At 67.3% G+C, this 25,806-nt stretch carries 7 protein-coding genes and 1 pseudogene; 6 read left to right on the forward strand and 2 right to left on the reverse strand.

Annotation, left to right across the window (positions count from 1 at the left end; genetic code table 11):
* Positions 1-16,215 (reverse strand): non-ribosomal peptide synthetase, encoded by a 16,215-nt coding sequence (locus tag DN051_RS44080; protein WP_112443305.1) that lies wholly within the window; start codon positions 16,213-16,215, stop codon positions 1-3.
* Between the two features lie 685 nt (positions 16,216-16,900).
* Between DN051_RS44080 and DN051_RS45655 the strand changes: the two genes are divergently transcribed.
* From DN051_RS45655 to DN051_RS44105, 5 genes are all read left to right on the forward strand, one after another.
* The gene (locus tag DN051_RS45655) at positions 16,901-17,317 is read left to right on the forward strand and encodes a hypothetical protein (protein ID WP_162625157.1); all 417 of its coding nucleotides are present in this window, start codon (positions 16,901-16,903) and stop codon (positions 17,315-17,317) included.
* A gap of 45 nt (positions 17,318-17,362) precedes the next feature.
* Positions 17,363-18,022: a hypothetical protein gene (locus DN051_RS44090; protein WP_162625223.1), complete on the forward strand. Its 660-nt coding sequence runs from the start codon at positions 17,363-17,365 to the stop codon at positions 18,020-18,022.
* 43 nt (positions 18,023-18,065) lie between these two features.
* Entirely contained in the window at positions 18,066-19,157 is a 1,092-nt protein-coding gene (locus tag DN051_RS44095) for an efflux RND transporter periplasmic adaptor subunit (protein WP_246041233.1), read from the forward strand.
* A 119-nt stretch (positions 19,158-19,276) separates the two neighbouring features.
* Positions 19,277-19,939 (forward strand): ABC transporter ATP-binding protein, encoded by a 663-nt coding sequence (locus DN051_RS44100; protein WP_342781600.1) that lies wholly within the window; start codon positions 19,277-19,279, stop codon positions 19,937-19,939.
* Positions 19,936-21,174: an ABC transporter permease gene (locus tag DN051_RS44105; protein ID WP_246041234.1), complete on the forward strand. Its 1,239-nt coding sequence runs from the start codon at positions 19,936-19,938 to the stop codon at positions 21,172-21,174. The genes DN051_RS44100 and DN051_RS44105 overlap by 4 nt, the downstream gene beginning before the upstream one ends.
* A gap of 234 nt (positions 21,175-21,408) precedes the next feature.
* Here the strand turns inward: DN051_RS44105 and DN051_RS44110 are convergent, their stop codons facing one another.
* The gene (locus tag DN051_RS44110) at positions 21,409-24,591 is read right to left on the reverse strand and encodes a S8 family peptidase (RefSeq protein ID WP_246041235.1); all 3,183 of its coding nucleotides are present in this window, start codon (positions 24,589-24,591) and stop codon (positions 21,409-21,411) included.
* 756 nt (positions 24,592-25,347) lie between these two features.
* On the opposite strand from DN051_RS44110, the pseudogene DN051_RS44115 reads away from it, so the two are divergent.
* Positions 25,348-25,721, forward strand: a pseudogene (locus tag DN051_RS44115) (transposase); the annotation flags it as partial.
* Positions 25,722-25,806 lie beyond the last annotated feature (85 nt).

Here is a 25,806-nt window from a genome sequence, read left to right on the forward strand (position 1 = left end):
TCACTCGCTGTCCTCCGCGCGCCGGGCCCGAGCCCGCAGCGCAGGCCGGACGGGTGCAGGCTGGCCGAGCAGGCGGACCAGTCCGGCGACGGTCGGCGCCTCGAACACCGCCGCGATCGGTACCTCCGCGCCGAGTTCGGTGCGGATGCACCCGACTAGACGTGTGGCCAGCAGGGAGTGGCCGCCGAGTTCGAAGAAGTTGTCGTCCACGCCGACGTCTGGAATGCCGAGGACTTCGGCGAAGACGGCGCAGAGTGCCTTCTCCTGTGGCGTGGATGGTCCACGTCTCACACTGGCTGAACGCATCTCGGGGGCGGGTAGGGCGCGTCGGTCGAGTTTGCCGTTGATGGACAGTGGCAGTTCACCGAGCTGGATGAGCGTGGAGGGCACCATGTGTTCGGGCAGTACATGCTGCAGTCCCGTACGCAGGGCTGTCGTGTCGATCGTGTTGGTGTCTGTGGCGGGCACGATGTATCCGGTGAGGCGTTGGTCGCCTGGGGTGCCTTCTCGGACTACGACCGCGGCTTGGGCAACGGAGGAGTCAGCGAGCAGGGCTGCTTCGATCTCTCCGAGTTCGACTCGCTGGCCACGGATCTTGACCTGGTCGTCCGTGCGGCCCAGGAACTCGAGCACGCCTTCGGGGTTCCATCGGACCAGGTCGCCGGTGCGGTACATGCGCTCACTCGCCCTGCCGTAGGGGCACGCAACGAACCGTTCCGCGGTCAGGCTTCGGCGGCCGAGGTAGCCGCGGGCGAGCTGGACTCCGGCCAGGTACAGCTCTCCCGGGACGCCGGGCACCACCGGCCGCAGAGCTGCATCGAGCACATACATCTGTGTGTTCCATACCGGACGGCCGATCGGCACGGTCACCATGCCCGCGACCGTGTCCATGTCCGTGTCTGTGTCTGTGTTGCAGGTCCATGCCGTGACGTCGATCGATGCTTCTGTCGGCCCGTACAGGTTGTGCAGCGGCACTTCGGGCAGTACGTCCCGGAAGCGTTCGGCCAGTTCGGCCGGCAATGCCTCGCCACTGCACACCACCGCACGTAGCCCTCCACAATCGGCGGCGGCAGGCTCGGTGAGGAACACGCGCAGCATCGAGGGAACGAAGTGGGTGACCGTGATCTGGTCGCGTGAGATGAGTTTCGCGAGGTAGGTCGGATCACGGTGCCCGTCGGGTCGGGCGACGACCAGCGTGGCACCTTCCAGCAATGGCCAGAAGAACTCCCACACCGACACATCGAAACCGAACGGTGTTTTCTGGAGCACCCGGTCCGACGCGTTGATCGGACACATCTCCTGCATCCATGCCAGCCGGTTCACCACGCCCTCGTGCGCAACGACCACGCCCTTGGGACGCCCCGTCGAACCCGACGTGAACATCACATACGCCGGATGCCCAGGCAAAAGCCTGCCACGACGATCTCCGTCAGTCAGATCCGCAACCGACGCGGCTTCCAGCACCCGCACGAAATCGGCATCGTCGACTGCCACCGTCTCCCGTCGGCCAGCCGCCAGGACCCGCGCGGACCGCGCGCGATCCGTCAGCACACACACCGGCCCGGCCTCGTCGAGCAGCTGCGCGATCCGCTCGTCCGGATACCCGGGATCGACCGGCAGATAGGCGCCGCCCGCCTTCAACACCGCAAGCAGTGCCACCACCAGATCCACGCCCCGGTCCAGCATGACCGCGACGACACTCTCCGGTCCCACGCCCCGATCCACCAGCACCCGAGCCAGCCGGTTGGCACGAGCATTCAACTCCGCATACGACAGCCCGACACCCTCGAACACCACCGCAGCAGCTTCGGGCGAACGCACAACCTGCGCCTCGAACAACCCCGGCAAAGTGGCAGCAGACACCAGACGATCCGTGTCATTCCAATGAACCAGAGTCTGGCGACGCTGCGCCTGCGTCATTACCTCGACCGAACTCAGCGGTGTGTCCGATGCCGTCTCCAGGGCGGTGAGGACACCCTCCAGGGCGGTGGCAAACCATCCAGCCACCGACTCGGCGTCGATCCCGCCTCTGGCTTGGGCCTTGATCGTGTATCCGACACCGGTGTCGTCCACCGACACCGCTACGGGGTAGTTGGTGACGTCTCGCGCATGCAGTACGTCTATGCCGTCTGTCACAGCACTGTTGGCGTGGTCCGCGTCGCTGTGTCGGTAGTTGAGCAACGAGGTGAACAGAGGCGTCCGGACCGGAACTCCACTGCACTGCTGTGCGACAGACAGCGGAGCGTGCTCATGCACCATCAGTTCGGCCAACTGGTCGCGCATCGCAAGTACCGCGCCCGCCACCGTCAGCTCGCCGGTCGGCAGCCGAACCGGGAGTGTGTTGATGAACAGGCCCGGCACGCGGTCCGCACCAGATCCGGCTCCCATCCGACCGAACAGCACGGTGCCGAAGACGACATCGGTCCTCCCGGACAGCGCTGCGGTGGCCCTGGCCCACCCGACGTGGCAGATTGCGGCGGGCGTGGTCCCGAAGCGACGCGCCTGATTCCGCAGCCGAACGGCCACCGTCGCCGGCAAAGGCATCGTTGACTCCGCTACATCTACGTCGTCGCCGATGACATCCAATACGCCGAGCGGGGCCGTCGGTTCGGTCACATCACCGAGCAGTTCGGTGAAATAGCGCTCGTGTTCCTCGCGGGACACCCGGAGCCGTGCCTGCGCCACGAAGTCCCGGAAGGGCAATGGCGCGGGCAGTCGGTCCTGCTGACCGGCCAGGATGGCCCGGATCTCACCCAGCACCGTGTCCAACGCGGTGTGGTCCTGGACGAGGTGGTGGACCCGCAACAGGACGAGTGTCCGACCACTGTCCGGCGTACTGGCGATTTGCGCATGGACCAGCGGCGCGCGGCCGAGATCCATTGTCGCTCCGCCCACGGCCAGCAAGTAGTCGAGCGCGTCCGCTGTGGCCGGCACATCGACGGTGCTCACCGGCACCTGCGCGTGTCGGAGCACGACCTGCACCGGGTCACCAGAGCGGAGCTGGACAATCGCGGTGCGGAGAATGTCGTGCCGGTCCACCACGTCTTGCAGCGCCTTGAGGAACTGGTCGACTCGCGCCCGCGCATCGAAGGCCAACACGACCGGCTGGACATATACGTCGCTACCGCCCATGGTCATCAGGTGATGGAAGAAGATGCCTTCCTGCAAGGGGGCCAGCGGATAGATGTCGGCAACGTTCCCCACGCCACCCGGGACTGCGGCGACGATCCGCTCGATGTCGATAACGTCCAAGTCGATCAGCGGCAGCATGTCCGGCGTGATCGACTGCGCGTTCTCAGGAATGCGGTTGGGAGGTACGACGACCTCATCGCGACCGGTCGCGGCTGCGAGTCCGGCGACCGTCGGCCGGGCGAACAGCGTCCGCACATCGACAGACAGGCCGCGGATGCGCAGCCGTTCGACCAGTTGTACGGCGAGGAGGGAGTGGCCGCCGAGTTCGAAGAAGTTGTCGTCCACGCCGACCTCGGGTACGCCCAGGACTTCGGCGAAGGCGGCAGCGATGTCCCGCTCTCTTTGTGTCGAGGGCCGCGCGCCGGACATTTCCGTAGTGCGTGCGGCAGGGGCGGGTAGGGCGCGTCGGTCGAGTTTGCCGTTGACTGACAGTGGCAGTTCACCGAGCTGGATGAGCGCGGAGGGCACCATGTGTTCGGGCAGTACGCGCTGCAGTCCGGAACGTAGGGCTGTCGTGTCGATCGTGTGGGTGTCTGTGGCGGGCACGATGTATCCGGTGAGGCGTTGGTCGCCTGGGGTGCCTTCTCGGACTATGACCGCGGCTTGGGCAACGGAGGAGTCAGCGAGCAGGGCTGCTTCGATCTCTCCGAGTTCGACTCGCTGGCCACGGATCTTGACCTGGTCGTCCGTGCGGCCCAGGAACTCCAGGACGCCCTCGGAGTTCCATCGGACCAGGTCCCCGGTGCGGTACATGCGCTCACCGGCAGGGCCGTAGGGACTGGCCACGAACCGTTCCGCGGTCAGGCTTCGGCGGCCGAGGTAGCCGCGGGCGAGCTGGACGCCGGCCAGGTACAGCTCTCCCGGGACGCCGGGTATCACCGGCCGCAGAGCGGCGTCGAGGACGTAGACCTGCGTGTTCCACACCGGTCGACCGATCGGCACGGTCACCATGCCCGCGACCGTGTCCGCGCCCGTCTTGCACGGCCATGCCGTGACGTCGACCGATGCTTCTGTCGGCCCGTACAGGTTGTGCAGCGGCACCCCCGGCAACACTGCGCCGAACCGGGCAGCCAGTTCGGCCGGCAATGCCTCGCCACTGCACACCACCGCACGTAGCCCTCCACAATCGGCGGCGGCAGGCTCGGTGAGGAACACGCGCAGCATCGAGGGAACGAAGTGGGTGACCGTGATCTGTTCGCGTGAGATGAGTTTCGCGAGGTAGGCCGGATCACGATGCCCGTCGGGTCGGGCGACGACCAGCGTGGCACCCTCCAGCAACGGCCAGAAGAACTCCCACACCGACACATCGAAACCGAACGGCGTCTTCTGGAGCACCCGGTCCGACGCGTCGATCGGACACATCTCCTGCATCCATGCCAGCCGGTTCACCACGCCCTCGTGTGCGACGACCACGCCCTTGGGACGCCCCGTCGAACCCGACGTGAACATCACATACGCCGGATTGCCAGGCAGCACACCACGACCGGCCAGATCCCCCGAACTCGCGCACGCCACCGTCGCCACCGTTTCCGGAGCGTCGAGTACCACCGCCGAGGGCAACCATCCACCCACAGAAGCAGCCGTCACCACACACACCGGCTCCGCATCCGCCAGCAGACCCTCAACACGCTTCCGCGGATACCCGGGATTGACCGGGAGATAGGCGCCACCCGCCTTCAACACCGCAAGCAGTGCCACTACCAGATCCACGCCCCGGTCCAGCATGACCGCGACGACACTCTCCGGGCCTACGCCCCGATCCACCAGCACCCGAGCCAGCCGGTTGGCACGAGCATTCAACTCCGCATACGACAGCCCGACACCCTCGAACACCACCGCAGCAGCTTCGGGCGAACGCACAACCTGCGCCTCGAACAACCCCGGCAAAGTGGCAGCAGACACCAGACGATCCGTGTCATTCCACTCCACCAGAATCCGAGCCCGCTCACCCCCAGACAACACGTCCAATCGGCCGAGGAGGGCAGGGTCGTCGCTCTCCAGCGCGGCAACCACTTCTTGCAGCGCGGTGTGCGTCATGGCACCCACCGAGTGCGCGTCGATGGATCCCGCCGCGTTGATCATGAGCAGGAAGTCGTCTCCGGTGTCGTTCACCGACAGCATCAGCGGATAGTTGTTGGCGTCGCGTGCGTGCACCACCTGCACACCCTCCAACCCGACGGTGAGCCCACCCTCGCTGCCGGATACCTGGCGGTAGTTGAGTAGCGAAGTGAACAGTGGGGTGCCCGCCGGTACACCACTGGCGCGCTGTGCCAGCGACAGCGGGGCGTGCTCATGCACCATCAACTCGGCCAGTTGGTCGCGCATCGCGTACACGGCGTCGATCACCGGCAACTCGCCCGTCGGCTGCCTCACAGGCAGCGTGTTGATGAATAGTCCCGGCACCCGGTCCGATCCGCCGTGAGCACGGCCGAAAAGGACAGTGCCGAACACGACGTCGTCGCGGCCGGCCAGCGCCGAGGTCACCCTGGCCCACACCACATGGAAGACGGTCGCTGTGGTCACGCCGAGCCTGCGGGACTGGTCCCGGAGTCGTGCAGCCAGGTCTGCTGTCACCGCCAATGACGATTCGGCCGTGTCACGGCCGTCGCCCAGCACATCGAGCACCCCGAATGGCGCGGTCGGCTCGGTTACGTCGCCCAACAGGTCGGTGAAGTAACGGGTGTGCTGCTCAGCCGGTACCCGGAGCCGGGCCTGTCCGACGAACTCCCGATACGGCACCGGCTGCGGAAGTTCCTCCTGGCGTCCGAGCACGAAGGCCCGGACCTCGTTCAGCAGGACATCGAGGGCGGTGTGGTCCTGCACCAGGTGGTGCACTCGGACGGCAGCCAGAACAGCGCCGTCGGCTTCCTTTGCGACCGACAGCCGAACCATAGGCGCAACGGTGACGTCCATGGTGGACGGACCGGCCGCCAGAAGTCCGGTCAGCACGTCCTCGCCCGCAGGCACATCCACGGTGGCCACGGGAACGGTGCCCGTGCGCAGCACGACCTGCACAGGCTCGTCCAGACCCTGCCAGTGGATCGCGGTGCGCAGGGTGTTGTGCCGATCGACTACGGCCTGCAAGGCCGCATGGAAGGCTTCCCAGCGCTCGGCCGAGTCGAAGCGCAGTACTGCGGGCTGCACGTAGACGTCGTGGTCGCCTCGGTCGAGCAGGTGGTGGAAGAGAATGCCTTCCTGCAGTGGCGACAGCGGGTAGATGTCCGCGATATTGGCCGCACCGCCCGGTACGCCGGCGGCGATCTGCTCGATCTGCTCGCAGCTGAGCTCCACCAGGGTCAGCATCTCCGGAGTGATCGCGCGGGCGCCCTCGGGAATCCGGTTCGCCGGCACCGCCACCTCGTCCGACCCGGCCGCCTCAGCGAGCCTGGCCACCGTGGCCTGCGCGAAGATGGTACGGACATCCACCGGGATGCCTTGAGCACGCAGTTGTTCAACCAGCCGCAGTGCCAGGAGGGAGTGGCCGCCGAGTTCGAAGAAGTTGTCGTCCATGCCGACCTCGGGTACGCCCAGGACTTCGGCGAAGGCGGCAGCGATGTCCCGCTCTCTTTGGGTCGAGGGCCGCCCGCCGGGCACGTCCGAAGTGCGCGTGGCAGGGGCGGGTAGGGCGCGTCGGTCGAGTTTGCCGTTGACTGACAGCGGTAGCTCACCGAGCTGGATGAGCGCGGAGGGCACCATGTGTTCGGGCAGTACGCGCTGCAGTCCGGAACGTAGGGCTGTCGTGTCGATCGTGTGGGTGTCTGTGGCGGGCACGATGTATCCGGTGAGGCGTTGGTCGCCTGGGGTGTCTTCTCGGACTATGACCGCGGCTTGGGCAACGGAGGAGTCAGCGAGCAGGGCTGCTTCGATCTCACCCAGCTCGATCCGCTGGCCGCGGATCTTGACCTGGTCATCGGTGCGGCCCAGGAACTCCAGGACGCCCTCGGAGTTCCATCGGACCAGGTCCCCGGTGCGGTACATCCGCTCACCCGCCCCGCCGTAGGGACAGGCCACGAACCGCTCCGCCGTCAACCCTCTGCGCCCCAGATAGCCGCGGGCGAGCTGGACACCGGCCAGGTACAGCTCTCCCGGGACGCCGGGTATCGCCGGTCGCAGAGCGGCGTCGAGGACGTAGACCTGTGTGTTCCATACTGGTCGGCCGATGGGCACGGTCACCATGCCTGCGACCGCGTCCACGCCCGTGCCTGTGTCTGTGTCTGTGTTGCAGGTCCATGCCGTGACGTCGACGGATGCTTCTGTCGGGCCGTACAGGTTGTGCAGCGGCACTCCCGGCAACACTGTGCCGAACCGGGCAGCCAGTTCGGCCGGCAATGCCTCGCCACTGCACACCACCGCACGTAGCCCTCCACAGTTGGCGGCGGCAGGCTCGGTGAGGAACACGCGCAGCATCGAGGGAACGAAGTGGGTGACCGTGATCTGTTCGCGTGAGATGAGTTCGGCGAGGTAGGCCGGATCACGGTGCCCGTCGGGTCGGGCGACGACCAGCGTGGCACCTTCCAGCAATGGCCAGAAGAACTCCCACACCGACACATCGAAACCGAACGGTGTCTTCTGGAGTACCTGGTCCGACGCGTTGATCGGACACATTTCCTGCATCCATGCCAGCCGGTTCACGATGCCCTCGTGTGCGACGACCACGCCCTTGGGTTGTCCCGTCGAACCCGACGTGAACATCACATACGCCGGATTGCCAGGCAGCACACCACGACCGGCCAGATCCCCCGAACTCGCGCACGCCACCGTCGCCACCGTTTCCGGAGCGTCGAGGACCACGGCCGAGGGCAACCATCCACCCACAGAAGCAGCCGTCACCACACACACCGGTTCCGCATCCGCCAGCAGACCCTCAACACGCTCCCGCGGGTACCCGGGATCGACCGGCAGATAGGCGCCACCCGCCTTCAACACCGCAAGCAGTGCCACCACCAGATCAATGCCACGGTCCAGCATGACCGCGACGACACTCTCCGGTCCCACGCCCCGATCCACCAGCACCCGAGCGAGCCGGTTGGCACGAGCATTCAACTCCGCATACGACAGCCCGACACCCTCGAACACCACAGCAGCAGCTTCAGGCGAACGCACAACCTGAGCCTCAAACAACCCCGGCAACGTAGCGACGGGTACGTCAACCAGCGGGCCGGTCCCTGCCGCGAGCAAGCTGGCGTGACCTGCTGCGTCCAGCAGCTCGATGTGGGCCAGCGGAAGGTCAGGGGTGTTCTCCAGAGCGGTCACCAACGCGGCGGTCACGCCGTGGACCCATGAGCACAGTTGCGCGGGATCGATCTCCGGGGATGTGCGGGCATCGACCAGGAAGCCGGTACCGGTGTCGTCGATGGAGACGGTGACGGGATAGTTGGTGTACTCGCGGCTGTGGACCACGGTGACACCGGGTAGGCCGGCGTCTTCACGCAGCGTCGCACCGCCGGTGTGCCGGTAGTTCAGCAGGGAGGTGAACAAGGGCGTTTGAGCCAGGACCCCGGAAGCCTGCTGTGCCAGGGACAAGGGTGCGTGCTCGTGGGCCACCAGGTCGGCCAGCCGGCCGCGCATCGCGTGCAGGGCCTGGGTGACCGTGCAGCCGACATGGGCCTGTCGAACCGGCAGGGTGTTGATGAACAGGCCTGGGGTGCGGTCGGCTCCGGCACCCGCGTTCATCCGTCCCAAGAGAACGGTTCCGAACACGACGTCGTCCCGGCCGGAGAGAGCGGCGACGACTCGCGCCCATACGACGTGGAACACGGTTGCGGGGCTCACACCGTAGCGGCGTGCCTGTGTGCGCAGCCGTGCAGCCAAGCCCCCCGGCAGCTTGAGCGATCCGTGGGCGGTGCCGGTACCGTCGCCGAGCACGTCCAGCACTCCGAGCGGGGCGGTCGGCTCGGTCACGTCGCCCAACAGTTCGGTGAAGTAGCGGAGGTGCTCCGAGTGCGGCGTGCCGAGCAGTGCCTGCGCCACGAAGTCTCGGAACGGCCTGGGGGTGGGCAGTTCATCCTGCTGTCCGGCCAGAACGGCCCGCACCTCGGCGAGCACGATTTCCAGTCCGGCGTGATCCTGCACCAGGTGATGCACCTGCAACAGCGCGATGGTCCGCTCCTGCTCCGTCGCCACCCACAGGCGCAGCATCGGTGCCTGGCCAATGTCCATCCACGACGGGCAAGCGGCGATGATCTGCTCGGCCGTGAGGCCATCCATGTCGACGGTGGTAGTGCCTGGCGGCAGGTCGGCGACCGGTATCTCGGCCTGCCGAAGCACGACCTGAACCGGCTCGCGAAGTCCGGTGGACACGATCGCAGTGCGCAAGATGTCGTGCCGGTCCACCACATGCTGCAGTGCCATGCGGAAATCCGTGAGGCGCGTCGGGAAGTCGAACTCCATGACGACCGGGAGCACGTACGCGTCGTGGACCCCGTCGGCCATGGCGTGATGGAACATGATCCCCTGCTGCAGCGGTGCCAGCGGGTAGATGTCCGCGATGTTCGCAGCGCCCCCTGGAACCGCCTCGCAGATCCGGTTGATCTCTGCAGTGCTCAGGTCGACCAGCGGAAGCATGTCCGCGGTGATGCGGGACGTTCCGACTGGGATCAGATTGGCCGGGACGGGCACCGAGGCTTCTCCGACCGAACGTGCCAGGCCGGCGACGGTGGGGTGCGTGAACAGGGATCGCACATCGACTGTGACCCCTTGGTCGCGCAGCCGGTCAGCGAGTCGCACTGCCAGCAGCGAGTGGCCGCCGAGTTCGAAGAAGTTGTCGTCCACGCCGACGGCCGGTACGCCCAGTACCTCGGCGAATGCCGAGCACAGCAGTTCTTCCCGCGGGTTCGACGGCCCTCGGCCGTCGGCGGAATGGACGCGTGTCGGCGCAGGCAGCGCTGCCCGGTCGAGCTTGCCGTTCCGGGTCACGGGAAGCCCGTCGAGCTCCATGACGACGGAGGGCACCATGTGGTCGGGGAGGACAGAGTGCAGGCTGTGCAGGAGAGCAGGCGTGTCGATCGTGTTGGTGTTTGCGGCGGGCACGATGTATCCGGTGAGGCGTTGGTCGCCTGGGGTGCCTTCTCGGACTACGACCGCGGCTTGGGCAACGGAGGAGTCAGCGAGCAGGGCTGCTTCGATCTCTCCGAGTTCGACTCGCTGGCCACGGATCTTGACCTGGTCGTCCGTGCGGCCCAGGAACTCGAGCACGCCTTCGGGGTTCCATCGGACCAGGTCGCCGGTGCGGTACATGCGCTCACTCGCCCTGCCGTAGGGGCACGCAACGAACCGTTCCGCGGTCAGGCTTCGGCGGCCGAGGTAGCCGCGGGCGAGCTGGACTCCGGCCAGGTACAGCTCTCCCGGGACGCCGGGCACCACCGGCCGCAGAGCAGCATCCAGCACATACACCTGCGTGTTCCATACCGGTCGGCCGATCGGCACGGTCACCATGCCCGCGACCGCGACCGCGACCGCGACCGCGTCCGCGTCCGCGTCTGTGTCTGTGTCTGTGTTGCAGGTCCATGCCGTGACGTCGACCGATGCTTCCGTCGGCCCGTACAGGTTGTGCAGCGGCACCCCCGGCAACACTGCCCCGAACCGAGCAGCCAGTTCGGCCGGCAATGCCTCGCCACTGCACACCACCGCGCGCAACCCTCCACAGTTGGCGGCGGCAGGCTCGGTGAGGAACACGCGCAGCATCGAGGGAACGAAGTGGGTGACCGTGATCTGTTCGCGTGAGATCAGTTCGGCGAGGTAGGCCGGATCACGGTGCCCGTCGGGTCGGGCGACGACCAGCGTGGCACCTTCCAGCAATGGCCAGAAGAACTCCCACACCGACACATCGAAACCGAACGGTGTTTTCTGGAGCACCCGGTCCGACGCGTTGATCGGACACATCTCCTGCATCCATGCCAGCCGGTTCACCACGCCCTCGTGCGCAACGACCACGCCCTTGGGACGCCCCGTCGAACCCGACGTGAACATCACATACGCCGGATGCCCAGGCAAAAGCCTGCCACGACGATCTCCGTCAGTCAGATCCGCAACCGACGCGGCTTCCAGCACCCGCACGAAATCGGCATCGTCGACTGCCACCGTCTCCCGTCGGCCAGCCGCCAGGACCCGCGCGGACCGCGCGCGATCCGTCAGCACACACACCGGCCCGGCCTCGTCGAGCAGCTGCGCGATCCGCTCGTCCGGATACCCGGGATCGACCGGCAGATAGGCGCCGCCCGCCTTCAACACCGCAAGCAGTGCCACCACCAGATCCACGCCCCGGTCCAGCATGACCGCGACGACACTCTCCGGTCCCACACCTCGATCCACCAGCACCCGAGCCAGCCGGTTGGCACGAGCATTCAACTCCGCATACGACAGCCCGACACCCTCGAACACCACCGCAGCAGCTTCGGGCGAACGCACAACCTGCGCCTCGAACAACCCCGGCAAAGTGGCAGCAGACACCAGACGATCCGTGTCATTCCACTCCACCAGAATCCGAGCCCGCTCACCCCCAGACAACACGTCGAGCATGCTGACGGGCTGGTCCGGGTCGGTAACGGCGTCTACGAGAAGCCGGTGCAGCCGAGCCGCCAGGTCCTGGGCGGTCTCCGGGTCGAGCAGGTCGCGGGCGAAGGTGATCTCCCCCGTCATGCCACCGGGCGCGCCGTCCGTCGTGAACGTCTCAGTGAACTCGAATTCCAGGTCGAACTTGGCGGGCACCTCGTCGAGCGGCATCCGGTCGACGTCGAGCCCGGACAGTTCGAGCTGCGGCCGGGGCACATTGGCGACGGTGACCATGATCTGGAACAGCGGGTGCCGTGACATGGACCGGACTGGCGCCAGGTCCTCCACCAGACGTTCGAACGGCACCTCTTGGTGCACGACCGCCTCCAGTGCAGTGGTGCGCACCCGCTCGACGAGTTCCGTGAACGTCGGGTCGCCGGAGAGGTCGTTGCGGATCACCACTGTGTTGACGAAGAGACCGATCAACCGGTCCAGTCCGTCATCGGTGCGTCCAGCGACCGGAGTGCCCAGAGGAATGTCCTCGCCCGCGCCCAGGCGCGACAGCAGCGCGGCCACCGCCGCCTGGACAACCATGAAGATCGTCACGCCGCGTTCGCGCGCCAGCCGCACAATCCGTGCGTGCAGATCGGCGTCCAGCGCGAGAGTGGTTGAACCGCCCCGGTGGGTGGAGATCACTGGCCGCGGCCGGTCCACAGGCAGTGCGAGTTGCTCGGGCAGGTCCGCCAACTGGGCCCGCCAGTAGGAGAGGCTGCTCGACTCTCCATCACCCAGGCCGCTCCCAACGGCTCCTGACGTCTGCTGCCACAAGGCATAGTCGGCGTACTGCACCGGCAGCGGTTCCCAGTGCGGCGAACGGCCCTCGCGCCGGGACTCGTACGCGCGCGACACTTCGTGCGCGAGGAGTCCCATGGACCAGCCGTCGCTGGCGATGTGGTGCAGCAGCAGTACCAGTACGGACTCCTCAGGGCCCGTGCGCAGAACGGTCGCGCGGATGGGGAGTTCTTCCGCGAGGTCGAACACGCGCATGGTGGCGGCGGCGACGGCTTCGCTCAGTTCGCCGTCGGCCACGGCCTCGACCACCACCGGAACCTGGCCGGAGCGCGGCGGCAGAATGCGCTGGACGGGCTCACCGTCGACCTCGGGATACACCGTGCGCAGGACCTCGTGGTGGGCTACCACGTCGTCCAGCGCGGTGGCCAGTGCGGCTACGTCCAACGGTCCGACGAGTCGGAGCACCGCAGGCATGTTGTAGGCCGTGCTCGGGCCGGCCACGCGGCCCAGGAGCCACATGCGGTGTTGGGCGGAGGACAGCGGCAGTCGGTCGGGCCGCTGCTTTGCGACCGGGGCGGAGCGGACGGTGCCCCGTCCGGCCATGTCGGTGAGGCGTGTGGCCAAGGCAGCCACCGTCGGCGCCTCGAAGACCGACCTGACGGTCAGTTCTGTCCCGAGCACCGACCGGATGCGGCTCACGAGCCGGGTGGCGGACAGTGAGTGTCCGCCCAGGTCGAAGAAGTTGTCGTCGATGCCTACGTTCGGTACGCGGAGTACGTCGGCGTAGATACCGCACAGGATTTCCTGCTGCGGATCTTCAGGCCCGCGCTGGACGGTCCGCGTGGCTGCCCAATCGGGGGCAGGCAGCGCCCTCTTGTCGGTCTTTCCGTTCGCGCTCAGGGGCAGCTCGCTCAGCACCACCACAGCTGAGGGAACCAGGTGCTCGGGCAGTGCGGCGGCGAGGGCCGCGCGCAGTGCCGGGCCGTCCACGTGGCCGGCGTCGGGCGCGGGCACGACATAACCGACGAGCCGCTGCTCACCCGGGATGTCTTCGCGGACCATGACAGCGGCCTGGGCGACGGAAGGATCGACGCGTAGAGCGGCCTCGATCTCGCCGGGCTCGACGCGGAAGCCTCGGATCTTCACCTGGTCGTCCGCCCGGCCGAGGAACTCCAACTCACCGTCCACGCTCCAGCGTGCCAGGTCACCGGACCGGTACATGCGTGCCCCGGGCGTACCGAAGGGGCACGCCACGAAACGCTCCGCGGTCAGGCCGGACTGACCGATGTAGCCGCGGGCGACCGGTACACCCGTGATGTACAGCTCGCCGGCCGTCCCGGCGGGCACAGGTCGCAGGGACCGGTCCAGTACGAACACTTGGGCGTTGTCGACCGGGCGGCCGATTACCGGACGGGTGCCCGAGATCTCGGTCCAGACCGAGTCCACCGTGCACTCGGACGGACCGTAGACGTTGACGCCTTGCACGCCCGGCGTCGATCCCAGCGCCTCCCACAGACCGGTACGCAGTGCCTCGCCACCGGAGATCACCATGCGCGGAGTGCGGGCACCCGAGAGCAGTCCGGCCGACAGCAACTGCTCCAGGAAGGACGGAGTCGACTCCAGGACGTCAATGCCCTGCTCTCGCACGTAACTCACGAGCTCGTTCGGGTCGCGCCGCACCGTGTCGGACACCATGTGCAGTTCGTGGCCCGCGAGCAGCCACAGCAGGCCGTCCCAGGCCGCGTCGAAGGACAGTGCCGCGGTCAGTGCCACGCGCACGGACTCGCCGCTCATCGCCGAGAAGTGCGCCTGGTGGTGGTGCAGGAGGTTGACGATATTGCGGTGTTCCACGACTACGCCCTTGGGCCGGCCGGTGGAACCGGACGTATAGACCACGTATGCCGCGGCAGCGGGCGTCACGTGGCCCGTCCGTTCGCCGCGCGCGAGGTCCGCAGCCGAGCGGCTTTCAATCTCCGCCGTCGTCGCCGGACCATCCAGCACCACGGTCGGCGCCGCCTCGGTCCGGGGCAGCGATCGGCGGCACTCCTCGTCGGTCACCACGCACACCGGCCGGCAGTCGGCGAGCAGATACGCCACCCGTTCGGTGGGATAGGTGGGGTCGACGGGCACGCACACGCCACCGGCCTTGAGTACGGCCAGCATCGACACCACCCACTGTGTCGAACGGCCCAGCAGCACCGCCACCCGGCGTTCGGGTCCCACACCCCGGTCGATCAGCACTCTGGCGAGGCGGTTGGCACGGGCGTTGATCTGCTCGAAGGTCGTCGCGGCGCCCTCGCACACGACCGCGACCGAGTTCGGCGCAGCCACGACCCGCGCCGCGAACACGGCGTCGATCGTCGTCTGCGCGGACCGCGTCTGCTCACCGACCCCCAAGCTGAGGAGGTGCGCGCTCTCGGCGGCGTCCATCATCCTCGCCCGGCCGACCCGGTCGTCGGGCGCGGCGCTGCCCAGCCACCGCAGTACGGCGCCGAAACGGGCCACGTCCTCTCCGACGGACTGTTCGTCGAATCGCTCCCCGTTGGCGTTCAGGGCGAGTTCGACCCGGCCGTCGGCGGAGCGGTCGTAGATGGACAGCGCCAGGTCGTCGAAGTGCACTGTGGTCAACGCATGAGCCTGGGTCGTACAGTCGCCGAATGTGAGGGAGGCGTAGTCGAAGGACATGATGTTGATCGACAAGGCGTGCAGGTCGCCGCGTCCGACCATGTTGAGATCACGCAGCATGTCCTCGTACCGGTAGCGCTGGTGCTTCAGCGCCTGCCGGACGGTGGTGGACACCTGTCGGACGAGCTCTCCGACGGTCTGGCCGGCGCTCAGCCGGAGCCGGATGGGCACGATATTCGCCGTCATCGCCGGGATCCGGTGCTGCTGCGCGCCGGTCCTGCCGTAGACCGGCAGGCCCAATACGACATCCTCCTCGCCGGTCCTGGCGTGCAGATATATCGCGGCGGCGGTGATGGCCAGCCCCGAGAAGCTGGTGCGCATGCGCCGCGCGGCCGCCTTGACGGCCGCGGAATCCGACGGGGTGACGTCGTGGAGCTGTCGCCGTCGCGACCGCGACGGCAACGGCGAACGCCGCTCCCGTGCGAGCAGAGCCTGGGGCAGCCCGGCGAGGGTGTCGAGCCAGAACTGCCGGTCGGCTTCCCAGCCTCCCGACTCCCGGTAAGCCGTGTCCGCGTCGACGAGATCCACGAACGAACCGGGAGCCTTCGCAGTGTCTGTGTATCCGGCCAGCAGCGCGTTGTACGCGTCGGCCACCTGCTTCACGACGCTGGAACCGGCCAACCCGTCGGCGATGAGGTGGTGACCGCGCTGGTACCAGAAGTACCGGTTGTCGGCCAATGTGAACACAGCCTGTGTGTGCAGCGGTCCCTGCCGCGGGTCCACCGGACGGTCCATGTCCGCGCGCATCCAGTCGAGAGCAGCCCTCTCGGGATCCGGCTCAGCGCTGACGTCAAGCAGGTGCGGAGCCCAGTCCGAGGGTGCGGTGAAATGCTGGTAGGGCTGTTCGTCGCTGCCACTGAAACTGATGTGGTAGCAGTCGTTCACCTCGACGACCTGCCGGAGAGCGGTCACCAGGAGTTCCAGCTTCAGGTCGCCCTTGATCTCTAGGTACTCGCCCATGTTGAACAGCGGGTTCTGCGGATCCAATTGACAGATGCGCCAGATACCGAGTTGCCCAGCCGTCAGTTCACGGCCGCCCGTCTCAAGTCCGGACATCAGACACGCCTTTCACAACACAGGGATACCGTTCAACGACGTTGATGGCATCGCCAGGGACCATGCCGGGAGTCGCACCGGCAGAGTTGAATAGATGAGACACCAGATGGAGCAGGGGGATTCCAGGCCGATTCTTACGGTGGGCGAGTTGTCGCCGTCGTCACGTTGCTTCGATCTGGAAGTCGTCGCTCACATGCGAGAGTTCACGGGCAGCCAGTAATTGCCATGACCTTGCCACTTTCCTTGCACCTTCGACGCGTAACGCGTCCGCACCGAATCCGTTCGGGCCGAGCCCCATTTCATCACGAGCCCAAGCGGGATATTCAGCCTTTCCTGTATGGACCCCGTCAAGATTCGACAGAGTGGCACAGGTCACTGCAAGACGATTCGCCTCTGGACATCCGGGCGACGGCAAGGAGCCAACCGGCAGACAGTCATCTCCGCTTGCCTTGATGATGGCCCGAAGTGGACGTCCGCCCCAGCTCGGGGCGCAATAGGGGCCGAAAGTCCGTCGCCATCCTTCCAGGGGTATGGCGCTGAAGTGCTATTCATGGCGCAGGAAATCAATTAAGGGCTGGGGCTGAAGGCTGCCTTCTCGCAGGCACCGCTGTGGGAGATGACGCGGCAACGCACATGCCCAGACCTCACCTGCAGACGTACGGCAGGGGCAGCGGCCGTACGCGAGGTGGTGAAGGCCACCGGGGTCCTCAAGGGCAGGCACCGGAGGGCAGCCCGCGCGGACCTCGTCGACGCTTTGATCGGCGAAGCGCTCAGGCTGCTGGGGCATCTGCCCGAGCAGGAACCGGGCGAGAAGACGGCGAACGCGGTCGGCCTGCCGGCCCTGCTCGAGGTCAACGGCGGTCTGCTTCCGCTTCTTTCCTGCCCGCGCCAACGCGATGGCGCAGGCGCGGAACTCAGCGGGGTAGGCGCGGGGCATGTCCGGCAGCCTTTCGTGAAGGCCGTCAGTCAGCCAGCAGAACTGGAACCTGAGAGGCGGGTGCAGGACAGACCTGTCACCCAAACCTGCACCGTACCCCCGGCTTGCGCCCAGGCCAGGGAAGAGGCACGAGCCAGCCGGTGGGACAGCTCATACAGGCAATAGACATGGCTGACAGAGTTCTGACAGTGATGCACCACACTCCGCGCCATGAGGAACTCAACGAGATCCGGCGGGCCGGTCCGGCTCCGCGTCAAAGTGCTTGCCCTGAGTGCTGCTGTGCTGATCGGTGGCGGTGTCCTTCCGGCCTGCTCGTCAGGTACTGACGCCGCGGACAAGCCGCGTGTCGACACCTTGTCCACGCTGTCTCCTGGCGCTGAGGCGACGAAGGGCGAGAGTGACAAGGATCCGTCGGCCGACCCCGCCGTGGAGGCCAAGCGCCCGCAGTTGCGGCTCGACACCTCCGACGAGGAACGTGCGCGGTTGGGCGACGCCTACAACGCGTGTCTCGAGGCGCAGGGGGTGCCCATGGCGACGGAGCGCGCGGCCTCCGCCGGCGCAAAGCAGGCTCCCCCCGTACAGGGACTCGGCCCCGAGTACGACGACGAGTTCGATGCCTGCCTGGTCAAGCTGCCCCTGCAGCCCCCCGAGACGGCCCCCGACACCAACCCACAGTACGCCGACGACTTCCGCGCGTATGTGCAATGCCTGCAGTCCCGCGGCATGAAGGTGCATGTCGTACCCGACACCAGCGTCTATCCCGACGGCCTGACATGGACCTATGACGATGATGCCGGGCCGGAGTCGGTTGAGGTGCCGGCGCAGACGGAGAAGGAATGCATGATGGAAGCGTTCGATGGCAAGAAGTGACACCAGGCGGGTCCCGAGCCGACACACCGGGAAACGCGTGTTCATGAGTGTGCTGGTGCTGGGCGGCGTCGTGGGTGGCGTGTACGGGACCGCGGCGCTGTCAGAGCATGGCGAGGCACAGAATCCCAAAGCGGCAAGCGTCCCCTCCGCGGAGACCATCTCGGTCAAGCGGATGGACCTGTCCAATGACGAGACCGTGCCCGGCGCGCTGGGCTTCGGCCCTCCCACCTCGGTCAAGAGTGCGGGCAAAGGCACCGTGACCCGACTGCCCGAGACGGGCTCGGAGGCTTCTCGCGGCAAGCCTCTGTACTGGGTGGACGACCGACCGGTCATGGTCTTCTACGGTGACACTCCGCTCTTCCGCAAGCTTGACGAGCCTGGCACCGTCGGGCGGGACGTGACCGTGCTGGCTGAAAATCTGCGGGCTCTCGGCTACGACATCGATCGGCCGGTGCCCGGGGAGGAACGGCGAGCCCCGAAGACCGCGAAGGGCGCCACCGTAGGAACTGAGCTCACTTCCAGCCTCCTGGCAGCGCTCGAACGCTGGCAGCGGGACACGGGTCAGAAACAGACCGGCACTTTGGACGTGGGGCAGATTGTGGTCCTGCCCGGCACAGCGCGCGTCAATTCCCTCACCGCGCAACTCGGCGACCCCGTGCCGGGAGAAGTGCTGACGGTCACCTCCGCCCGCAGGTCCGTCGGTATCAAGGTCCCCGCTCAGAGCGCCAGCTCCATCCACCAAGGTGACAAGGTCAGCATCACTTTGCCGGACACCCGAATCGTTCCCGGCACAGTGGTTCTCGTCGCTACCGAGGTGCAAGGCGGCGGCTCCGACGAGGGAACCGAAGGGATCGACACCACCCCGACACTTCAGATCACGGTGGAACCGGACGAAGGTGACGCCGTGGCGCATCTCGATGCGGCATCCGTCCAAGTCTCCTTTGCCACGCAGAAGCGCAAGGACGTGCTCGCGGTGCCCGTAGGGGCGCTGCTGGCCTTGAGGGAGGGAGGCTACGCCGTGCAGCTTCCCGATGGACGACTGGTCGGTGTCGAAACAGGCTTGATCGCTCGAGGTCTCGTGGAGGTGTCCGGTTCCGGAATCAAGGAAGGCGACCGGGTGGTGACAGCTTCGTGAACGCCTTCTCGGCCTCCTGCAACGACGACCAGACCGTGAAACTCACAGCTCTTCCCCGTACGGGTGTGTCATCGTCGGCGAACCGGAACCGCCCGGCGCCAGTGCTGGAAGTGCGCCATGTGAGCAAGGCGTACGCAGGCGGCGTCACCGCGCTCGACGATGTCTCGCTCACCGTCGACGCGGGCCAACTCCTCGCCATCGTCGGCCCTTCAGGCTCCGGCAAGTCCACCCTGCTGAACCTCATGGGCACTCTTGACCTGCCGACCAGCGGCACGATCGACCTCGGTGGACAGGACGCGACCAAGCTGTCCGACCGTGAACTGTCGGCATTGCGCGGCCGCTGGCTGGGCTTCGTCTTCCAGCACTTCCACTTGACCGACGGCCTCACCGCCTGGGAAAGCGTGGCGACAGGTCTGCTGTACGCGAACGTGCCACGGAAGAAGAGAAAGCCTCTCGCCCTCTCCGCGCTCGGCCGCGTCGGTCTCTCCTCGCGGGCCCACCACCTGCCGCACCAACTCTCCGGAGGAGAGCGTCAACGCGTCGCCATCGCACGCGCCTTGGCGAACCAGCCCTCGCTCGTCCTCGCCGACGAGCCGACCGGGGCACTGGACACCGCCAACGGGCAAGCCGTACTGGACCTGCTCGTCAGCCTCAATACAGAAGGCACGACCATCGCTGTCATCACGCACGACCGGGACATCGCCCGGCGACTGCCGCGGCAGATCGAGATGCGCGACGGACGCATCGTCTCCGACACGGCCGACCCGGCGGAGGGCCGGTGACCCGCTCCGAAACCACCGCTGCCCGAGCCCGAGCGGACGATCCCGTACGACCCGTGCGGCTGGCCCTCATCGACATACTCCACCTGGGGTTGCTGGGCATCCGCACCCGTAAGATGCGCGCCGCACTGTCGGCTCTCGGGATCTCCATCGGGATTGCCACGCTCATTCTGGTGACCGGCATTCCGGCCTCGAGCCAGAAGGACCTCAACGAACAACTGTCGGCGCTCGGGACCAACATGCTGCGTGCCGAGCCGCAGCCGAACCAAAAGCCGCCCGTGCTGCTTCCGCCCGACGCGGCGCGGACTGCCGCCCGCATCGGACCTGTCACCCACACCAGCGCCGTCGCCAATACGCACGCGATCGTGCGGCGCTCCGACCTCACCGATCCGCAGGACGGCCTCGGCCTGACCGTGCTGGCCAGCCGGAACGACCTGCTGCCCGTACTCGCGGGCAAAGTCATGTCGGGGAAGTTTCTCGACAAGAGCACCGACCAGTTGCCCACCGTCGTCCTCGGTTACCAGGCCGCGGCCCGCCTCGGCATCCCGCGTATCGTTCCGGGGGAGCAAGCCCCGCTCGTGCCGATCGGCTCGACATGGTTCACCGTCATCGGAGTGCTCAGCCCCATGCCGCTCGCCCCGGACATCGAACGCTCCGTCCTGGTCGGATGGCCGGCGGCCCAGCAGTACATCGACTTCGACGGTCACCCCACTGTCGTGTATCTCAAGGCGCACGAGGATGCCATCGAGGACGTCGCGGCCGTCGTGCCGGCCACGCTCTACCCGCAAACACCCGGGCTGGTGCAGGTAAGCCGACCTTCGGACGCCCTGGCGGCCAAGCGTGCGACGGAAGCCACGTTCTCCGCCCTCTTCCTCGGCTTGGCCGGAGTGGCGCTGCTGGTCGGCGGAATCGGCGTCGCCAACACGATGTACATCTCCGTGCTCGAACGCCGCAAGGAGATCGGACTGCGGCGGGCCCTGGGAGCGAACCGACGGCAGATTCGAGGCCAGTTCCTCACGGAGTCGGTGGCCCTCTCGCTCATGGGCGGACTGGTCGGCACGGTCATCGGGGTGCTGGCAGCGACCGGTTACGCCACCTACCAGGGCTGGCCCGCTGTCATCCCGACGGCAGCCGTCGCCGCGGGAACGGGCGGATCGATCGTCATCGGCGTACTGGCCGGCGTGTACCCGTCGGTTCGAGCAGCCAGGCTGACCCCGACGGAAGCATTGGCAGCATGAACCGGGGCTCGTCGCATGCGCACCCGGGTCTGATACACGGTCGGGTGACGTCTTGCCCTGTAAGGCAACTGGGAAGGATGTCGCTGTGCCCAGGCCCTGTCCGCAAGAGTTCCGCGAGGATTCGCGGCCCGGGCGTGAGGCCCGCTCTGCACCGACATCCGAGGAACCCTGAGAAGTCCGCGGACCGGAACCGCGGAGGGCGCGAGCCCTGGACCGCGGTTCCGGACCCCCGGCCTACTTCGTGAGGTAGGCGTCGACGATGGTCTCGTCGACGGTGTTGCCCTGCTTGTCCACGGCCTGGGCCTTGAACGACACGCTGCCGCCGGCCTTGGGATTGGTGACCAGGACCCGGCCGTCGCGCACGCTCAACTTCTGCCAGTGGGCTCCCTTGTCATAGGAGGCCCACACGCTGAGGGACTTGAGGTTCCTGCCCGCGGCGGAGCCGCTGACGGTCACGGGGACCCGCACCTTCGCCCGAGCCTTGCCCGTGTTGTCGAGCGACAGAGCGGGGGTGAAGCGTACGACGGAGGTCGGGAGCTTGGTGATTCCCGGGGCGAACTCGGAGGAGAACGTCCAGCTCGCGGTCATGCTCGAGGAGACATCGGCGACCGTGCCGCGCTTGACCGAGACGGTCAGCCGGTAGTCTGCCCGCTCGTTCTCCGCGATGTAGAAGACGTCCATCGGGTAGATGCTGGTGTTGACGAGCTCACCGTTGCGGTAGAGGGACGTTCTCGCGCTCTCGATGGGTGAATTGTTGTTGCTGATGTTCCCCTCGCTGTCCGAGAAGAGTGGAAGTCGCCCGTCGATTGCCTCGTCGGCCCGGAGCAGCCCGGCGCCCTCCGGGAGGTCCGGTCCGAAGACACCGACGTTGAACACGTGCTCGTAGGAGCGACCGGGCTTGAACGACCTGGCGGGTGCGGCGTAGTCGGACTCGTAGGTGTCGTTCGCGTCGACCTGCATGAAGCCCAGTTCCCACGAGGTGTTCCCCGAGAGGAGGTGCATGGTCCCGGTGTAGGGGAGGGCGTGCACGGTGCCGAGGCCGGCACCGCCCTCGGTGGTCGGCGTGACGAATCCGAACTTGCCCCTGGCGGGTGCTCCGAGCTTCACCTGGACCTTGGCGAACTCCCGGGACTTGGCGTGGTGGGTGAAGCCGGTGAGGTACCTGTCGCCGGTGGGCTGGTAGACAAGGTGGTACTCGTCGTGGCCGTTGACGCCGGTGGAGAAGGTGGTCATGAGCTGCTGGGTCAGCCGGTCGCCCGCGGCGGCTTTGGGACCGAGGTGGCCGGTGCGGTACTTCGCGAGGGAGTCGGTGATGACCCCGTAGCGGGTGCCGAAGCCGTCGGGCAGCTCGATGCCCGCGCTGAAGAGGCTCCAGACCGGCTGGGCGGAACGGTCGGGGACGGTGATGTCGAGCGCCTTGGCGGTGCGTGCGTCCACGGTCACCGTGGTGTCCTTGGTGACGTCGAGGCTGGGCTGGTTGAACCAGTCACCGCCCTGGTCGTACGAACCCTCCGGGTCGACCCGGACCATGCTGTTGAGGAAGTACCGTCCCTTGGGGACGCGCACCGAGTGCGTGTTCCCGCCCAGTACGGTGTTGGTGCCCTTCGCGGGTCCCGACAGGCCCTGCAGCTGTGCGTCCCAGGCGGGGGCAGGCGCGGGGTTGCCCTTGCGGTCCAGGGTCTTGACCGTGACGGTGTACCTCTCCGACTCGCGGTCCACGGCCAGCGCGGTGCCGACGGTCTGGCCGTCGCCGACGGCTGTGATCCGTCCCGTGAAGGCACCGGTCGTGTCACCGCCGAGGCGGGTGTCGGCGGTGACCTTGACGGTCGCCTCGCCGTGCGCCGGGACGGTGACCTGGTCGTCCGTGGTGAACATTGCGCCGGGCGCGGGGTTTCCGTCCGGCCCGTTGGCGTCCACGGTCAGCTTCAGGGTGACCGGGGAGTCGCCTGAGTTGTGGTACGTGAGCTCCTTGGTGAGCGGCTGGTCGTCGGTGTGCGGCCACTGCGCGACACCGTACGAGAGCGACGTCTCGCGGGCGACGACCGTCTGCTTGATCGCCTTTCGCAGGTCGACCCGGCCCGAGCCCTGCTCGAAGGCCGTGTAGCCGCCGGGCGTCGTCGAGGAGACCAGTGCGTCCTTGATGTCGTCGCCGGTCCAGTCGGGGTGCTGCTGGACGAGGATGGCGGCGGCGCCGGCGATGTGCGGGGTGGCCATGGAGGTGCCGTTGAGGGCGATGTAACCGTCCGCGACAGTGGGGGCGACACCGGCCAGGTAGCTGTCGTGCGCGGCCGCGGCCCCGATGGCCACACCGGGCGCCGTCAGATCCGGCTTGATGCCGCTGTCACCGGCGCGCGGGCCCGTGCTGGAGAACGAAGCCAGCCTGTCCTGCTTGTCCACCGCGCCGACGGTGAGGGCGGCGTCGGCGCTGCCCGGTGAGCCGACCGTGCCGGCTCCCTGCTCGCCGTTGTTGCCGGCCGCGATGACGAAGAGGGCTCCGCTCTCGGCAGACAGCCGGTTGACGGCCGCCTCCGCCGGATCGATCTCCGGGGAGTCGTAGGTGCCGAGGCTGAGGTTGACGACGTCCGCCTTCTCGGCGACGGCCCACTCCATGCCCGCGATGATCTGGGACATGCTGCCGCTGCCGTTGTCGCCCAGGACCTTGCCGTTGAGGATGTGCGCACCCGGCGCCACACCCTTGTAGGTGCTACCGGACTTGGCGCCGGTGCCGGCCGCGGTGGACGCGACGTGCGTGCCGTGACCGTGGCGGTCCTCGGCGTCCGGGGACTCGGAGAAGTTGTTCTCGGCGACGACCTGTCCGGCCAGATCGGGGTGGCTGGTGTCGATACCCGTGTCAAGAACGGCGATGCGCGTGCCGGTGCCGTCGAAACCGGCCGCCCATGCGTCGGGGCCGCCGATCTGGGGGACGCTCTTGTCCAGGCTCGCCTGGACGAGGCTGTCCAGCCACACCGAGGCGATACCCGGTGCGACGGTGCGCTTCATGTCGTCGGCGGACCCGTTTGTGACGGCGGACCACAGTTCCGCGGTGCCGTTCGCGGGCGCGGCGACGGCGTCGGCGTTGACGCTCGACAGCGTGCGCCGGACCTCGGCACCGCCGGTGGAGCGCAGGGCCGTCCTGGCCGCCGGACCGGCCGCGTCATACATCACGATGAGCCGCAGGTCATGGCGGTGCGCGTAGGCCGGCGCGCTCAGTGTGGTGATGTCGAACAGACGCCGGTCCACCTTTCCGCTCTGGACGAGGTCCCGGGCGTCATCGGGCAGGGCGTAGGTGTGGCCGTCGCGGGTCTCCACCCGGATGGCTATGTCCTCCCGGCCCTTGGCGAGTCGCGCGGCGACGATCTCGCCCTTGGCGTTCACCGCGATCCTGTCGCCGGTGATCAGTGGGATCCACCGGTGCACGCCGGTACCGGCCGGAGTCCCCTCGATCTCAGAGGCCGTTCCGAAGGCCGAAACCGACGCCGAGAACGGCGTGGCCGACGATGCCGAGCTGGCAGGGGTGGCAAATGCCAGGGACGCCGAGGGGTTAGCGGCGACCAGCAGCATGCCAATTCCCAAGACCGTGCCGATAGCAGGTCTCTTGGACGTGAATTTCACGGTTTCCTCTCGTTCATTCACCCCGCGTCGGCGCATGGGTTTCGCCGTGGACCTGGGGTGCACGGCACAGAGAAGCACCAGCTCCGAGGGGGTGTCAACGCGTTGATCTTGAATAGCGGCATGGTGGACGGGTGGCCAACAGGTGAGTTGTATACGGCATTACCGCACTCATCGACCCCGAGCCGCCCGCCGGCCGGTAAGACAGGGACAGACCACGTATCACCTGCGGAAGGCATTCCCGACGACCCCGAATCGGTCCGCCATGCCGACGACTACCGGCTCGAATACAACACGATCCACCGCCCCCACGGGGCGCTTGCCTGGAACCGGCCTGCCGACGTCCACACCGGCCGGTCCGAACCTCTCGTCATCATGTTTCCGAAACCCGGAAACATGCCGGTTACTTGACGCGGGGCACCACAACCCACCCCACCAATCGCTCCGGGTTTGGTGTCGAGCGGGATGTCACGCGTTGACGCGTTCACCGGCGTGGGTGTGTGGGTCTTTGACGTGCTCCCCGGCCTGAGAAGTCATCTCATTTGGCCGGGTGAGCAGCACGGCGTGGCGAGGATCGTCGAGCGGCTGGTGTCGGACGAGTTGTGGGAGCTGTTCCAGCAAGTGGCGCCGGAGGCGCCGTTGTGCCCCCAGGGGGCCCGGCGTCGGCACGGCGACCGCGAAGTGCTGGCCGCAATCGTTTTAGTGGCGACCTCAGGCTGCACGTGGCAGCAGTTGCCGAGCACGTCGTTCGGGCCGTCCGGCGCGACGGCTCACCGCCGCTTCACCGAGTGGACGAAGGCCCAAGTGTGGGCCAGACTCCACCGCCTGGTCCCCGACGAACTCGGAGCCCGCGGCCATCTGAACTGGTCCCGGTGCGTCATCGGCTCGGTCAACATGCGGGCCCTGAAAAGGGGGAGCTGACAGGCCGGAGCCCGGTCGCGCCCCCCGACAACCACCGTTGTGCCTCTCGGGGCACTGGCGACAGTGGAACCGGGAGTTCGGCAGTAGCCCCTGCGTTACCGC

This window comes from Streptomyces cadmiisoli, from assembly GCF_003261055.1.
In the GTDB taxonomy this organism is placed as follows: Bacteria; Actinomycetota; Actinomycetes; order Streptomycetales; family Streptomycetaceae; genus Streptomyces; species Streptomyces cadmiisoli.

Excerpts from the sequence above, each read along its gene's own strand:
- DN051_RS44080 (WP_112443305.1), bottom strand. The coding sequence starts at position 16,215 with ATGTCCGGACTTGAGACGGGCGGCCGTGAACTGACGGCTGGGCAACTC.
- DN051_RS44090 (WP_162625223.1), top strand. The coding sequence starts at position 17,363 with ATGAGGAACTCAACGAGATCCGGCGGGCCGGTCCGGCTCCGCGTCAAA.
- DN051_RS44095 (WP_246041233.1), top strand. The coding sequence starts at position 18,066 with ATGAGTGTGCTGGTGCTGGGCGGCGTCGTGGGTGGCGTGTACGGGACC.